18 protein-coding genes are annotated in these 14,528 nt (G+C 63.5%); 10 read left to right on the top strand and 8 right to left on the bottom strand.

What is annotated here, in order from left to right; genetic code table 11:
• Window positions 1-157 precede the first annotated feature (157 nt).
• Entirely contained in the window at window positions 158-1,792 is a 1,635-nt protein-coding gene (locus tag J2T55_RS07390; RefSeq protein WP_259055262.1) for an OapA family protein, read from the top strand.
• 15 nt (window positions 1,793-1,807) lie between these two features.
• Window positions 1,808-2,902, top strand: coding sequence for an anhydro-N-acetylmuramic acid kinase (locus tag J2T55_RS07385; RefSeq protein WP_259055260.1), 1,095 nt, complete (start codon window positions 1,808-1,810; stop codon window positions 2,900-2,902).
• Between the two features lie 59 nt (window positions 2,903-2,961).
• Here J2T55_RS07385 and J2T55_RS07380 read toward each other — a convergent pair whose 3' ends face one another.
• The 7 genes from J2T55_RS07380 to argC form a co-directional block, all read right to left on the bottom strand.
• Window positions 2,962-3,687, bottom strand: a complete 726-nt coding sequence (locus J2T55_RS07380; RefSeq protein ID WP_259055259.1) for a spermidine synthase — start codon at window positions 3,685-3,687, stop codon at window positions 2,962-2,964.
• 58 nt (window positions 3,688-3,745) lie between these two features.
• On the bottom strand, window positions 3,746-4,873 hold the full coding sequence (locus J2T55_RS07375) for a hypothetical protein (RefSeq protein WP_259055257.1): 1,128 nt from the start codon (window positions 4,871-4,873) through the stop codon (window positions 3,746-3,748).
• A gap of 64 nt (window positions 4,874-4,937) precedes the next feature.
• The gene (locus J2T55_RS07370) at window positions 4,938-5,531 is read right to left on the bottom strand and encodes a pyridoxamine 5'-phosphate oxidase family protein (RefSeq protein ID WP_259055256.1); all 594 of its coding nucleotides are present in this window, start codon (window positions 5,529-5,531) and stop codon (window positions 4,938-4,940) included.
• A gap of 89 nt (window positions 5,532-5,620) precedes the next feature.
• Window positions 5,621-5,992: an iron-sulfur cluster insertion protein ErpA gene (gene erpA / locus J2T55_RS07365; RefSeq protein ID WP_259055254.1), complete on the bottom strand. Its 372-nt coding sequence runs from the start codon at window positions 5,990-5,992 to the stop codon at window positions 5,621-5,623.
• Between the two features lie 87 nt (window positions 5,993-6,079).
• The gene (locus J2T55_RS07360; protein WP_259055252.1) at window positions 6,080-6,508 is read right to left on the bottom strand and encodes a bactofilin family protein; all 429 of its coding nucleotides are present in this window, start codon (window positions 6,506-6,508) and stop codon (window positions 6,080-6,082) included.
• 38 nt (window positions 6,509-6,546) lie between these two features.
• The gene (locus J2T55_RS07355; protein WP_259055249.1) at window positions 6,547-7,260 is read right to left on the bottom strand and encodes a DUF6776 family protein; all 714 of its coding nucleotides are present in this window, start codon (window positions 7,258-7,260) and stop codon (window positions 6,547-6,549) included.
• Window positions 7,261-7,362: 102 nt separating this feature from the next.
• Window positions 7,363-8,421 carry an N-acetyl-gamma-glutamyl-phosphate reductase gene (gene argC / locus J2T55_RS07350; RefSeq protein WP_259055248.1) on the bottom strand — a complete coding sequence of 353 codons (1,059 nt, stop codon included), beginning with the start codon at window positions 8,419-8,421 and terminating at the stop codon, window positions 7,363-7,365.
• Between argC and J2T55_RS07345 the strand changes: the two genes are divergently transcribed.
• The 5 genes from J2T55_RS07345 (at window position 8,420) to J2T55_RS07325 (ending at window position 11,430) form a co-directional block, all read left to right on the top strand.
• On the top strand, window positions 8,420-8,563 hold the full coding sequence (locus J2T55_RS07345) for a hypothetical protein (RefSeq protein ID WP_259055247.1): 144 nt from the start codon (window positions 8,420-8,422) through the stop codon (window positions 8,561-8,563). The genes argC and J2T55_RS07345 overlap by 2 nt on opposite strands.
• 203 nt (window positions 8,564-8,766) lie before the next feature.
• Window positions 8,767-9,423: a DUF4126 domain-containing protein gene (locus J2T55_RS07340; protein ID WP_259055246.1), complete on the top strand. Its 657-nt coding sequence runs from the start codon at window positions 8,767-8,769 to the stop codon at window positions 9,421-9,423.
• Between the two features lie 18 nt (window positions 9,424-9,441).
• Complete coding sequence (locus J2T55_RS07335) at window positions 9,442-9,957, top strand: peroxiredoxin family protein (protein WP_259055245.1); 516 nt, start codon at window positions 9,442-9,444, stop codon at window positions 9,955-9,957.
• A gap of 16 nt (window positions 9,958-9,973) precedes the next feature.
• On the top strand, window positions 9,974-10,396 hold the full coding sequence (gene hemJ / locus J2T55_RS07330; RefSeq protein ID WP_259055244.1) for a protoporphyrinogen oxidase HemJ: 423 nt from the start codon (window positions 9,974-9,976) through the stop codon (window positions 10,394-10,396).
• 53 nt (window positions 10,397-10,449) lie between these two features.
• A complete protein-coding gene (locus J2T55_RS07325) occupies window positions 10,450-11,430 on the top strand; it encodes an aldo/keto reductase family protein (RefSeq protein WP_259055243.1) in 981 nt (326 codons plus the stop codon).
• 48 nt (window positions 11,431-11,478) lie between these two features.
• On the opposite strand, the gene J2T55_RS07320 is transcribed toward J2T55_RS07325, so the two are convergent.
• On the bottom strand, window positions 11,479-11,643 hold the full coding sequence (locus J2T55_RS07320) for a rubredoxin (protein WP_259055241.1): 165 nt from the start codon (window positions 11,641-11,643) through the stop codon (window positions 11,479-11,481).
• 78 nt (window positions 11,644-11,721) lie between these two features.
• On the opposite strand from J2T55_RS07320, the gene thiD reads away from it, so the two are divergent.
• From thiD to hemL, 3 genes are read left to right on the top strand one after another with little or no spacing between them, the layout of a single operon-like run.
• On the top strand, window positions 11,722-12,516 hold the full coding sequence (gene thiD / locus J2T55_RS07315) for a bifunctional hydroxymethylpyrimidine kinase/phosphomethylpyrimidine kinase (protein ID WP_259055239.1): 795 nt from the start codon (window positions 11,722-11,724) through the stop codon (window positions 12,514-12,516).
• Window positions 12,513-13,175, top strand: a complete 663-nt coding sequence (gene thiE, locus J2T55_RS07310; RefSeq protein ID WP_259055237.1) for a thiamine phosphate synthase — start codon at window positions 12,513-12,515, stop codon at window positions 13,173-13,175. The genes thiD and thiE overlap by 4 nt, the downstream gene beginning before the upstream one ends.
• Before the next feature lies 1 nt (window position 13,176).
• On the top strand, window positions 13,177-14,457 hold the full coding sequence (hemL, locus tag J2T55_RS07305; protein ID WP_259055235.1) for a glutamate-1-semialdehyde 2,1-aminomutase: 1,281 nt from the start codon (window positions 13,177-13,179) through the stop codon (window positions 14,455-14,457).
• Window positions 14,458-14,528 lie beyond the last annotated feature (71 nt).

Here is a 14,528-nt window from a genome sequence, read left to right as displayed (position 1 = left end):
TGACGCAGTTCCTTTTCTTTGTTGTTCAGCGTGCCGGTTGGCGGCGTGTATGATAGACGTACCTCCCGGAAGGTGAAACACCACATTGACGGGGTCCCGTCCTCAGGCTATTGTTAGCCGAAATAACGCTTTCAAGACCGTAACTTACGGAGTTAACGTGAAGTTAGACTACAAAGTGGATGATTCCTGGTCACTGGGGCACCGGCGACCGCGGCGTATGCGCCGACACGTACTTGCCATGTCTGTCTGTGCGGTAGTGACCTTTATCGGCTACACCAAGTACAGTAGCGAACAGCAGCCGCAGGACGAATCGAGCTGGTCCATTCCCGGTGGCGTCATGGCCGCCTACCCGGTTCTCGATACGCCGCAACGCATCAAAAAACCGACCCCCGGTAATGCGGCGCCAGCCGATACCCCGCCCACCGACAGCGCAGCGGCAGTGGACACGACACCGGGGAACGACGAAACATTCAGGATCGCCGCCCTGGGTGATAACGCGCTGGACGACAGGGCTTCCGACAATAACGCTGACACGCTGGCCACGGACGCCGAATATGAAATCCTGAAAGAGACGGACGCCCAAACGGCGACCAACGATCTCGACACCGACTGGCAGAAGGTTGCAGTCAAGAATGGCGACAGCATGGCGCGGATCTTCAAGCGCCTGGGCCTGAGCCCGCGCCAGTTACATGAAATCATGCAGCTGGGCGACGTCACCCAGGCCCTGAAAAGCCTGCGCCCGGGCCAGGAATTGCTGTTTGATCTCGACGAGAAGGATGAACGGACCATGCTGCGGGCGCTGCAGTACGCCCCCGACAGCGAGCATCAGCTTATCGTCGAGCGCACCGACAACGGCTATCAGGCCGAACTTGCCGACGCTGACCTGACCACCCGGGTGCGCGCCGCCGCGGCCACCATCGACTCGTCGCTGTTTCTCGCCGGTCAGGCGGCCGGCCTGAGCGACAATCTCATCATGCAGCTGGTCAAGATCTACGGCTGGGATATCGATTTCGTGATGGATATCCGCAAGGGTGACCAGTTCAGCGTGATCTTCAAGGAAACCTACCGCGACGGAACCAAGATCAAGGACGGCCCGATCATCGCCGCCGAGTTCCAGAACCGCGGTCGCACCCTGCGCGCCGTGCGCTACACCACGCCCGACGGCCGTACCGACTACTATGCCGACGACGGCCGCAGCATGCGCAAGGCGTTCCTGCGCACGCCCATGGATGTCTACCGCATCAGCTCGCACTTCGATCCCGACCGCCGGCACCCGGTCATGAACACGATCCGGGCGCACAAGGGCACCGACTATGCCGCGCCGACTGGCACGCCGATCAAGGCCAGCGGCGACGGCCGCATCAGTCATCTGGGGCGCAAGGGCGGTTACGGCAACACCATCATCATCCAGCACGGCGGTCGCTACAGCACCCTGTACGCGCACATGTCACGTTTCGCCAGGGGGCTCAGGCAGGGCAGCCGCGTCGAGCAGGGTCAGACCATCGGCCACGTCGGCAGCACCGGTCTGGCTACCGGCCCGCACCTGCACTACGAGTTCCGTATCAACGGCGTGCACAAGAATCCGGTCAAGGTCGAACTGCCCAAGGCCGAGAGCATTCCGGAAAAACTGCAGGCCGATTTCAAGCAGAGTACCCGGCCATTGCTGGCCGAACTCGACAAGCTGGAGCGTTACGACGGCCGGCTCGAGGTTGCCGATCACCAGGTTGATGACAAGGTGTTGCTGGCACTCGGCGAGTCAGCCACGGCCGATGGCGACAGCGGGACACGCTGAGACCGGCAAGCCGGGGTGTACTACATCGGCCTCATCTCCGGCACCAGCATGGATGCGGTCGAGGGCGTGCTGGTTGATTTCGATAGCACCCCACCAGCGGTGGCCGCGGCCACCTCGCGGCCCTACCCGGAAGAACTGCGCCTGGCACTGAAACAGGCCCGGGCGCAAACGCCACTGGCCGAGATCATGGCGCTGGATGCGCAGGTCGCCGAACTGTTCGCCGTCACCGCCCGGCAGCTACTCACCGATGCCAACATCAGCGCCGAGGCGGTCGCTGCGATCGGCAGTCACGGCCAGACCGTCTGGCACAGCCCGGCAACGCAGCCGGCCTGGACGCTGCAGATCGGCGACGCCAACCGCATCGCTTACACTACCGGCATTACCACGGTCGCGGACTTCCGGCGCATGGACATGGCCGCCGGCGGCGAGGGGGCGCCGCTGGTGCCGATCTTCCACGCCGCCTGGCTACAGCGCCCGGGCCATACCCGCATCGTCCTCAACCTCGGTGGCATCGCCAACATCACCGTCCTGCCGGGCGACAAAGACGAGCCCGTAAGCGGTTTCGACACCGGCCCGGCCAACACCCTGCTCGACGCCTGGGCCTGGCGTTACCGGCAGACGCCGTGTGACGAGGACGGCCGCTTCGCGGCCCGGGGCCGCGTCATCCCGGCGCTGCTGGAAGCGTTGCTCGCGGATCCCTATTTCCAGCAGCCGGCCCCGAAGAGCACCGGCCCGGAATACTTCAATCTCGACTGGCTGGCGCGTCTGCTCGAGGAAGAGCACCAGCCCGCCGATGTGCAGGCGACGCTGGTCGAGCTTACGGCGCGCAGCGTCGCCGCGGCCGTGCAGCGCTATGCGCCGGAGGCTGACGCAGTCATCGCCTGTGGCGGCGGCGTGCATAATCCCGTCCTGATGACGGCACTGGCCGCCGCGCTGGCGCCAGTGGCCGTATCAACCAGCGCCGACTACGGCCTGCCGCCGGACAAGGTCGAGGCGTTATGCTTCGCCTGGCTGGCGCGCGAACGCCTGGCCGGCCAGCCCGGTAACCTGCCGGCGGTCACCGGCGCCAGCGAGCCGGTGATTCTCGGTGGCATCTACCAGCCACGCTGAGGCTCACAAACCGATGCACCGACCGACCTGCCTGATGGTGTTGCTGCCGTAGCCGGTATTTATGCGGCCAGCGGCCGTTGCGCGACGTAGATCGTGTTCGCCGAGCGGCTGTCCTGAAGCGGATTGTCGAATTCAACGACGTGCGCCTGCACGGTCGCGAACACCTGCTCCAGCCGCTGCGTGAACGCCGCCTCCGGCGGCTCGTTCGACCACAACGCGAACACGCCGTCGGCTTGCAGGTAGCGCTGCAGGTTACGCAGACCAGCGGGCTGGTAAAAGTCGGCATGACCGGCATTCAGCAGATCGCCGGGGGCGTGATCGATATCCAGCAGGATGGCGTCGAAACGCCGGCCGGGCTGGCCGGGATCGAAGCCGTCCGCGGCGGCCAGCTGGAAAAAATCGCCGGCGATGAAACGGCAGCGCGACTCGCCGCTGAGACGCGCGCCCAGCGGCAGCAGGTGGCGCTCATGCCAGTCGATGACCGCGTCCAGCCCTTCGATCACCAGCAGTTCATTAATGTGGGCGGCATCCAGGGCCGCCGCCGCGGTATGCCCCAGTCCCAGTCCACCGACGACGACATCGAGCGCGCGGCCGGCCAGCGGCGCCAGCCCGAGCCGCGCCAGCGCTTCCTCGGCCGCGGTGAACAGACTCGACATGAGGAATTCATCGCCGAGCTTGACCTCATAAATGTCCAGCTCGCCGGTCTGCGGCAGGCGCCGGCGGCGCAGGCTGAGTTCACCCAGGCGCGTCTCTTGGTAGTCGAGTTCTTCGAAATGCAGGCTCATCGTTGTCTTGCCCGGTCATTGAGTCTTTGGAGCACGCGATCATGGCATTGCGGCCACATCACAGCCTGGCGTAATACTGGCGGATGTTTTCAATCAGCGGCCGGCTGTCGTATTGCCAGAAACCGAACAGGCCGCGCCGCATGGCAAACGGCCAGCGGCTGCCGGCCGACTGCGCATTCCAGAAGTTCGCATCGATCGGTCGCCGCATTACCGGTAGCCCGGCTGTGTCCGGCTGCAGGACACCGTCCGCGGCCAGGGTATAGACATGCTGCTCCGGACCGTCGGCCGCGGTTACAGCGTTGATGCGCAGCAGCCCCGGCCAGACCGCCAGCGCCACGCTCACGCCCAGCAGCAGCGCCAGAACCGTGCTTTCCAGCCGCGGCACGGCCGCACGCTGCAGCCGCGCGGCGGCCAGCGCGGCGACCAGCAGCGCCGCCAGCGCAAACCAGAGATAAGGGGGTGTCGCCGCGTAACGGTCGCCCGTCAGCAGCACACCGTCGACCAGCGCGTACAGACCCAGTCCGACCATCAATAGCAGGCAGGCAAGCGCCGTGCGGTTCGTCGTCAAATCGAAATGCGCGGACGTGTCCAGGCCCGGCCGATAATGCTGCTCCAGGTTCATGTCGATCGTCACGCCCGCCGCCTGCAGCTGGCGCAGCAGCGGCGTTTCGCGCAGCAGGCGCTGGGCATCCTCGCGCTTGACCCGGGTCATCCGGAACCAGCTCCCGGACCTGCCGCGGCTGCCGGGCTCGATCCACTGTTGCGGCAGCAGCTGGCGTTTGCGGCCCTGCTGCGGCGTGATCACCAGCGTCAGGAAATTGCCGCGGCCGACGGGCTGCAGGGCGGCGGACTCGATGGCCGCGTAGTCAAACTGCCAGTCCGGCACCAGGTATCGGAAGATTCCCGGCAAACCCGAGCAAAACGCGATGTGACCGCTATCCACGCGGATGCGGGCACGGCGCTGAAACAGCAGCGTAAAGCCGATGCCCGCTACCGCGGCCAGCAGCATCAGCAACGATTCGATCAGCCTGGTCGTATCAGCGGCAAATTCCTGCTGCAACGCACGCGCCAGGTCGGCCGGCGAGCTGCCCGTTTCCAGCACGACCATGACCAGCAACAGCAACGGCAGGCCGAATACCGCGCCCAGAAACAGTCTGAAAGGGAATGGCCGCGGCCGAAATTCCATGTCGTTCTCATCCCTGAAATGAACCGGACGTCATGCTAGCAGATGCCGGGCGTGGAAAGCGCGCTCACGGGGCAAGCCAGTGGCCGCTCCAGTCATCGCCACCCGCGCAGCGCTGCCAGCGGGCGCGGCGATGTCCCGCGGCTGCCAGGTACAGCCATTCGAGCCGGTCGACGGTAACGCTGACGACCGTGAAATTCCGGTAACCGGGATCCGGGTCGGCCTGCGGCATGGCGTGCGTGACGGCATGGGGATTCGCGATCGGCGTGCCGGGCGCCGGCTGGATGCGATAGCAGACCCGGCTCATTTCCTGGGTGGCCGCCCAGGCCGCTGCACGACGGTCATCCTGATCGTGGCGGCTGGCACTACCCAGCAGACGCAGCTGCAGCTTGTCCCGGGCATCATAGGCGTGCAGGGCAACGCGTGGCTGCGCCGCGATCTCGGTCAATTTGGCGCTGCGGCTATCGGTATGAAACTGCAGCTGTCCCGCCGTTACCGCCCGCAGGACCACACTGCGCACGCGCGGCGTGCCGTCGGCCGCGGTCGTTGCCAGCTGGATGACCCGAAAGCCGTGGCGACGATCGGCCACTGCGCGGGCCAGTTGCTGCCAGGCGTGGGCGAACGCGGCATCGAGATCGTCGTAGAAGTCAGCAGCGGACATGCGATCGTCCCGGTCTGTTCAAGTCAGCGGAATGGGCAATAAAAAACCCGCGCGCAGCGGGTTTTTTTAGCAGATGTGCGGAGTGTAATTCAGACCGAGAACGATGAGCCGCAACCACAGGTGGTGCTGGCATTCGGATTGCGGATGACAAACTGGGCGCCTTCCAGGCCCTCGGTATAGTCGATCTCGGCGCCCATCAGGTAAGCGATGCTCATCGGGTCGATCAGCAGCTTGACGCCGGCCTTCTCAACCACGGCATCCCCCTCGGTGATATTCTCGTCAAAGGTAAAACCGTACTGGAAGCCGGAACAGCCACCACCGCTGATGAACACGCGCAACATCAGCGCATCGTTGTTTTCCTCGGCGATCAGCTCACGAACCTTGTCGGCGGCCGACTCGGTAAATACCAGCGGACTGTCGTCCTGTGTGGGTTCCTGTATCGCTGTCTGTACTTCGCTCATGGCTCATTCCGCAGTCTGTGACTAGATCATCATTCTAATACGGTCACCGGCCAAAAACCAACTAATTTAGTCAGAAATAATGGCCGGCTATTCGGTGGCCGCTTTAACCAGTGGCTCCGCCTGTTCGGGTGCGGCTTCGGCGGCCGGTGCTGACTCGGTGTGATGTACGAGCTTACCGTTGACCTCGGCACCGATCGCCATTTCGATAAGATTGTAATAGACGTTACCTGTGACGCGCGCATTGGCGGCAAGTTCCACGTGCTCGCTGGCGTAGACATCGCCGAGCACGACGCCGTTCAGTACCACGTGCGGCACCCGCACCTCGCCCTCGACACAGCCGTGGTCGCTCAATGACAGCATGGCGCTGTCATCGTCCGGGTCGGCGCAGACATTCCCCTTGATGCTGCCGTCGACATGCAGCCCGCCCTTGAAATGGACGTCGCCGAGCACCTTGGAATGCTGGCCCACCAGTGTATCGATGCGCTTTGCCCGGCGTTTCTTGCGCTTACCCAACATCTATCAATCCTCCTGGGAAAAGTCTGGCGACGTGCTCGCTAACCGGTAACGTCCGACCAGTCGAAAACCTTCTCTACCTTCGCATGGCTGTTACCCTCGGGTAACAATTGCACACGTACGCGCCGTGGCTTGAATGCCGGCGGCAGTTCGACCAGGCCTTCAAAGCGCTTGAAGTGTTTGAAGCGATAGTCGAGCGACAGCGATTGCTCGTGAACGACGTCTTGCAGTCTCAGGGTTCGTTGGGCGCCGTCCTGGCTGCCCTCGATTACCACCTCTGCATGACCCCGGGCAACCTTATCACTTTTCACAACATGCGTTAACACTAGCCGGAAGTGGTATTGCTGCGGCGCACCGGCGCTGAGCAACTGCAGCCCCTGCACGGCCAGTCCCTTCACATCCTCGCTTGAGGACACAATGCCACGGTAGAACTCCAGCTCACGGTTGAGCTGGAAAATCCTGTCCTGCAGGCGTGTCACCTCGTCCTGCAGTTCGGCTGTGGTGTGCTTGTCGATGGTCATGCCCGTCTGCAGCATCGTCAACTTGCGCCGCAGCGCCTCGTTATCCTCGACCAGCTCGCGATTGGTCTGCCGCAGGGACTTGTAATCCTGGTTCTGCGCCATCTGCTCACGGATCAACTGCCAGTGGCTGTACTCGGCCAGAATCCAGGCCCCGGTACCGACGAGCGCACTGGCGATCAGCACGAGCAGCAGGTAGCGCAGCGGCTGATGCGGGCGGATGGTATGGCGTCTCATGCGACTAGCGCAGCGAGCACGGTGCAGACGACTGGCATGACGCCAGCTTAGCCGAAGGCGCGCTGACGGCACCAGCAGCTGTACACCTGGGCATGATGGGCGTCACGGAATCAGTGCAACCTGGTTGTCGAGCCCGGCGGTTTCCGGCCAGCCATACATCAGGTTCATGTTCTGCAGTGCCTGGCCGGCGGCGCCCTTGACCAGGTTATCGATCACCGCCAGGACCACCGCGCGGCTGGCGCCGCTGTATGCCGCGTCGGGCCGGTGCACGGCCAGGCGGCAGTGATTGGAACCACGCACCATGCGCGTTTCCGGGTGGCTGCCGGCAGCCTCGACACTGACAAACGGCTCGCCGGCATAGCGGCGTTCGTACAGTGCCTGCAGGTCGACGGTCGTATCATTGAGTTCGGCGTAGATCGTGGCGTGGATGCCGCGGATCATCGGCACCAGGTGCGGCACGAAGGTCAGCACCGGCTGACTGCCGGCCGCCGCGGTCAGCGTCTGCACGATTTCGGGCAGGTGCCGGTGACCGGCCGCACCGTAAGCCTTGAAATTCTCGCCCGCCTCGCAGAACTGGGTGCCGAGGTTGGCCTTGCGACCGGCGCCGCTAACGCCGGACTTGGCGTCGGCAATCAGCCGTGCCGGATCAGCAACCGCGGCCTCCAGCAGCGGCAGCAGAGCCAGCGACACGGCAGTTGGGTAGCAGCCGGGGTTGGCCACCAGCCGCGCCTGGCGGACGGCCTCACGGTTGAGTTCCGGTAGACCGTAGACGGCCTCGCCCAGCAGTTCCGGGCAGGCATGCGCCTCACCGTACCAGTCCGACCAGACCGCGGCATCGTGCAGGCGGAAATCCGCCGACAGATCGATCACCCGGCAACCGGCCTCGAGCAGGGCCGGCGTCATGTGCATGGCGGTGGCGTTCGGCGTGGTAAAGAACACCAGCTCGCATTCGGCTAGCGCCGCGGCGTCCGGCGCACTGAAAGCCAGGTCCAGACGACCGGCCAGCTGCGGCAGACTGGCGCTCACCGGCTGACCGGCCTCGGCACGCGAGGTTACCTGCCGGATATCGACATGCGGGTGGTTGACGAGCAGCCGCAGCAGCTCGATACCGGTATAGCCGTTGGCGCCGACGACGCCAACACGAATGGAATGTTGCGACATGATGGAAACCGGAATGCCTGTTCAGGACTCGAAGTTAGGGCGGGTCCCGATGGATGAAAGCGCTCATGATAAGTGGCGGGCGCGAATTGATAAAGTCGGCAGACCGGCGAATAAAAAAGCGGCCGGAGCCGCTTTTGAATAATAAATCGAATGTTCTTATTGTTTTTTGTGTTTCACGCCACACTGTGGTGGATACGAAACGATGTTAAGACTAGCGCCAGAAAAACAGCACGTCAAGGAAAAAATCCCATGGAATCAATTGCCAGCCCAGGCGGTCGCCGCACACTGCGACGCCCGCGCGGCATCGGGTACACTGTAGCCACTGCCTAAGCCGGAGACCCGTCAATGGAAGTCGTACAGATCATTGCCCTGAGCATGGGTGTCGCCTGGGCCAGTGGCATCAACCTGTATGCCACGGTTTTCATGCTCGGCATGCTCGGCAGCAGCGGCCACATCGTCCTGCCACCGGGACTGGAAGTGGTCACCGACCCGCTGGTCATGTTCGCCGCCGGCCTGATGTATTGCGTCGAGTTCTTTGCCGACAAGACACCCGGTGTCGACAGCGGCTGGGACACGATCCACACGTTCATTCGCATTCCCGCCGGCGCCGTGCTGGCCATGGGGGCGGTCGGCGAGACCAGCCAGGCCGCCGAACTCATGGCCTTCCTGCTCGGCGGCGGCCTCGCCGCCGGCGTCCACGCCACCAAGGCCGGCAGCCGCGTGTTGATCAACACTTCACCGGAACCGTTCAGCAACTGGGCCACCTCGCTGGGCGAGGATGCCGTCGTTATCGGCGGACTCTGGGCGGCGCTGTTTCACCCGGTCATTTTCCTCGTCGCCCTGCTCGTGTTTATCATCGTGATGATCTGGCTGTTGCCGAAAATCTGGCGCGGCCTGGCGACGGTCTTTGCTAAACTGCGCAATCTGTTCCGGCGACCGCAGCCGGCGCTGCCACCCGCCGGCAACGGCGACGCTGAACAAGCCGACAAATCGCCCCGATAAAGCAAGAAACAAGCATTCATGAATCGACGTGACCGCTTCGCCCTGCTGGGCGTGATCCTCGTAGCCATCGCTGCCGCCACCCTGTGGCTGGTGCCAACCGGTCTCAGCCAGGCGCCGGCAGCCACCCTGAAGACCATCAAGGGCGAATCGGTCGAACTCGACGATCTGCGCGGCCAACCGGTGCTGGTCACCTTCTGGGCGACGACCTGCCCCGGCTGCATGAAGGAAATCCCGCACCTGATCGATCTGCACGAAACCTTCCACGACCGCGGTCTGGCCATCTATGGCGTGGCGATGGACTACGATCCGCCTAACCAGGTGATCGAGTTTGCCCGCGTACGCGAACTGCCATACAACATCGCCCTGGATATCGACGGCGCGGTGGCGAAGGCCTTCGGCGACGTCATGCTGACGCCGACCACGTTCCTGATCGCGCCCGATGGTCGCATCGTCATGAACAAGATAGGCCAGTTTGACCACGACCATGTCCATGCGGAAATCGAGCGCATGCTGCAGGCATCACACGCCGGCTGAGCGGACGGCAAGCGTCATGCTCTGGATAAAAGCCTTCCATATCATCTTCATGGTCACCTGGTTCGCCGGGCTGTTCTACTTACCGCGGCTGTTCGTGTATCACGCGATGGCGGAAGACACGGTCAGTAGCGAGCGTTTCAAGACTATGGAGCGCAAGCTGTTCTACGGCATCATGACGCCGGGCGGGATACTGACGCTGCTGTTCGGGCTCTGGCTGATGCTCGGCTATACCGGCATGAATGTCGGCCTGTGGCTACACATCAAGCTGGCGCTGGTGCTGGTCGTCATCGGCTACCACGTCTGGTGCGGCAAGCTGGTCAGCGATTTCCGGCACGACCGCAACCGTCACGGCCATGTCTGGTACCGGGTCTTCAACGAATTCCCCGTGCTGCTATTGATCGCGATCGTCATCCTTGCAGTGGTCAAACCGTTCGGTTGAAATGGCCACTGCATTCGAATTTGTTCGTGCCAACCTCAATCTGTTCGTAGCCCATGACTGAAACGACCACGAAAAACACGATACCTGGCGTCAAACTAACCAACGGCGTGAGCCTGCCCCAGCTCGGTTACGGCTGTGCCTTCGGCGACTGGCTCGGCCGCACCGATTTCCAGGGTTTTCTGCCGGAGCAGTCCTGGCACGCCATCGAGCTGGCGCTGAAAGCCGGCTTCCGGCACTTCGACACGGCCTATTGCTACGGCACCGAACGCCATCTCGGCGATACGCTGGGCCGCTGGTTCGCCGACGGCACGCTGACACGCGATCAGGTCTTCCTTACCACCAAGCTGTTGCATCCGGCCGCACCGCCGCATATCGCCATATCGCACCGGCTGACCTGTGACTGGTATACCGAGCCGGATCTGAAACAGCGCATTCTGGATGACTTCGACCGTTCCAAGGAAAAGGCCGGTATCGGCTATTACGATCTGCTACTGATGCACTGGCCGGCACCATTCGACAACACCGATGCCGAATTCGGCCGCCGGACGCGGGCCGATATCTGGTCGGCGTTCGAGGAAATCCATCAACGCGGTGAAGCCCGCGCCATCGGTGTCTCCAACTTTGCCCGTCACCATCTGGAACCGCTGCTGGAAACGGCCACCATCCAGCCCATGGTCAATCAGCTGGAGGTACATCCGTATTGCCATGATGCCGAACTGATCGACTACTGCAAGGCCGCGGGGATGGTCATCGAGGCCTACGCGCCGTTCGCTTCCGGCGGTCTCGGCTTGCTGGACGATCCGGCGGTCATGGAAATCGCCAAACAGGTGGGATATTCAACCGGCCAGGTCATCCTGCGCTGGCACATCCAGCACGGCCATGTGGTACTGCCCAAGAGCAGCAGTCCCAGGCGGCTGTCCGAGAACCTGGCGATTTTCGAATTCGAACTCGACGACGACAGTATGGCCCGGCTGGACGCACTCGGCGGCGGCGAAGCCCGCCGCACGTGCCCGGATCCGTCAGGGATTCAGTAACCGGCGCGGGCAGGCCGGTCGTTCGGGATCCGGGCGCGGCAACGGTTGTTACACTTCGATCATCTCGAAGTCTTCCTTGCGCGCACCGCATTCCGGGCAGACCCAGTTCGGCGGCACGTCTTCCCACTTGGTGCCAGGCTCTATGCCATCGTCCGGCCAGCCCTCTTCCTCATCGTAAATAAAACCGCAAATCACGCACATATACTTTTTCATTAACTGACAGCTCCCGTAAATAATGATTTTGTTATCAATAAATTCTCGCATGGACCAGCGGGCGGGTAGAATACCCGCATGACTGAACAGAACAACCCCATACCGGTCGTCCTGGTCCTCGCCGGCCACGATCCCAGCGGTGGCGCCGGCATTCACGCCGACATCGAGGCGATCGGCCAGCGCGGCTGCCACGCCGCCAGTGTCATCACCGCACTGACGGCGCAGAATACCACCCGTCTCACCCATGTGTTGCCGCAGGACGCAGGCCGTTTCGCCGAACAGCTCGAACTCATTGCCGAGGACATGCCACTGGCCGCCTGCAAGATCGGCGTCTGCCCCAGCGCCATGGTCATTGACGTGATCGCCGATTTTCTCGATCGGCACAGCGATCTGCCGGTAGTGCTGGATCCGGTCACCGTCGCCGGCAGTGGTGGCGAGTTTCTCGAGGACGAGGCGCTCGAACACCTGCGCCAGCAGTTGTTGCCGCGCGCCACGCTGGCCACGCCGAACGCCCGCGAGGCGCGCCAGATCAGCCGCCAACTGGGCCTGCCGCAGGCCGCCGCCGCATTGCTCGACAGCGGCGCAAACGCGGTGCTCATCACCGGCGGCGACGAGGCGGATGCCGAGGTCATCAACACGCTGTATACCGCCACGAACGAACCGCAGGCGTTTCACTACGAGCGCCTGCCGGGCCGTTTCCACGGTTCCGGCTGCACGCTGGCGGCAGCCATCAGCGCCGACCTGGCGCGCGGCGAAAACCTGGTTACGGCGGTCATGAACGGCCTCGACTATACTTGGCACTGTCTGCGCGAGGCGCATGCGTTCGGTCAGGCACAGCAACATCCCAACCGCCTCTACCGGCAGACGCCATGACGCCGTTACCGACCGGTGGCCTGTATGCGATCGCCGATACCGGCTGGATCGGCGCCGAGCACATAATCGATGCCGTAAGCGGTGTCATCGACGGCGGCGCGGTCATGGTCCAGTTACGCGACAAGCAAGCCAGCGTGACCGGCAACGCGGAAAAACTCGACGCCCTGCTCACGCTTTGCCGTGACCGTGATGTACCGTTTCTCATCAACGACGACGTCGCGCTGGCGGTCGAGATTCAGGCCGACGGCGTGCATGTCGGCCAGGATGTCGCCGACCCGGAGGCGCTGCGCGCGCGCCTGGGTAAACAGGCCATCATCGGCGTGTCCTGCCACAACGATCTCGACAGCGCACGCAATGCCCTGCGCCAGGGCGCCGACTACGTCGCCTTCGGTCGTTTCTACGCCTCGCAAACGAAACCGGACGCGCCGGCCGCGACACTCGCAACGCTGCGCCGGGCGCGGACCGAACTCGACCTGCCCATCGTTGCCATCGGCGGCATTACTCCGGACAATGTTGCCGAACTGCTGGCGGCCGGTGCCGACTTCTGTGCCGTCATCGCCGGCCTGTTCGCCTATGGCCACAATACGGCCGACACCCGCGCCACCGCCAGTCGCTACCAACAAGCCATGCAAGCCTATTATCAGCAACAGGATTCCTGAGATGTCGCGTTCCGAACAACTGTTCAATGAAGCCCTGCAAGTCATTCCCGGCGGCGTCAACTCGCCCGTGCGCGCCTTCAAGGCGGTTGGCGGCACGCCGCCGTTCATCGAACGCGCCGCCGGTGCCTATGTTTACGACGCCGATGGCAGGGAATATATCGATTACGTCGGTTCGTGGGGGCCAATGATCCTCGGCCACGCTCATCCGCAGGTGCTCGAGGCGGTGCAGTCAGCGGTGGCCCGGGGCCTGAGCTACGGCGCGCCGACGGAAATCGAAACGCGCATGGCACGGCGCATCTGCGAACTCGTGCCCGGCATCGAAAAAGTGCGCATGACCAACTCCGGTACCGAGGCCGGCCTGGGGGCAATCCGTCTGGCGCGCGGCTATACCGGCCGCGACAAGGTGGTCAAGTTCGAGGGCTGCTATCACGGTCACGCCGACTCGCTGCTGGTCAAGGCCGGCTCCGGCGCCCTGACCTTCGGCACACCGAGTTCGCCCGGCGTACCCGCCGACCTGGCGCAACACACGCTGACGCTCACCTATAACGATATCGACGAGGTACGGCGCGTTTTCGCCGAACAGGGCGAGACCATCGCCGCGCTGATCGTCGAGCCGGTAACCGGCAACATGAACTGCCTGCTGCCGGAGCCGGGCTTTCTCGAGGGCCTGCGCGACGTCTGCAACCAGTACGGCACGCTGCTGATCTTCGACGAGGTAATGACCGGTTTCCGCGTCGGCCTGGGCGGTGCCCAGTCGATCTACAATGTCACGCCGGATCTCACCATGCTCGGCAAGGTGATCGGTGGCGGCATGCCGGTGGGCGCGTTCGGCGGCCGTGCCGAAATCATGGACTACCTGTCACCGGCGGGACCGGTTTATCATGCCGGGACCCTCTCCGGGAACCCGATCGCCATGACCGCCGGCCTGACAACACTCGAGCTGATCGCCGAGCCGGAGTTCTTCGTGCGCCTGTCGGCCATGGCCCACCGGCTGGTCTTCGGCCTCACCGAAATCGCCAAAGAGGCGGGCGTGCCGCTGACCGCCAACGAACTCGGCGGCATGTTCGGCCTGTTTTTCACCGACGTGCCCCAGGTGACGCGCTACGAGCAGGTGGTTGCCTGCGACATGGAGCGCTTCAACCGCTTCTTTCGCGGCATGCTCGACGCCGGCGTCTACATGGCCCCCGCCGCCTTCGAAGCCGGTTTCGTTTCCGCCGCCCACGATGAGGCGATCATCGACCGGACGCTGGAAACCGCCCGCACGGTCATGCGTTCACTGTAGTGCCCCTGCCCGGTGGAACCCCGGTGCTCGGGCGAGGTCCCAGTAAAAATAGATAATCAATAACTTAAGGA

Source organism: Methylohalomonas lacus, assembly GCF_024808875.1.
Classification (GTDB): Bacteria; Pseudomonadota; Gammaproteobacteria; order Methylohalomonadales; family Methylohalomonadaceae; genus Methylohalomonas; species Methylohalomonas lacus.
Note: the sequence above shows the minus strand (reverse complement) of the source record. Positions and strands in the feature narration are given on the sequence as shown.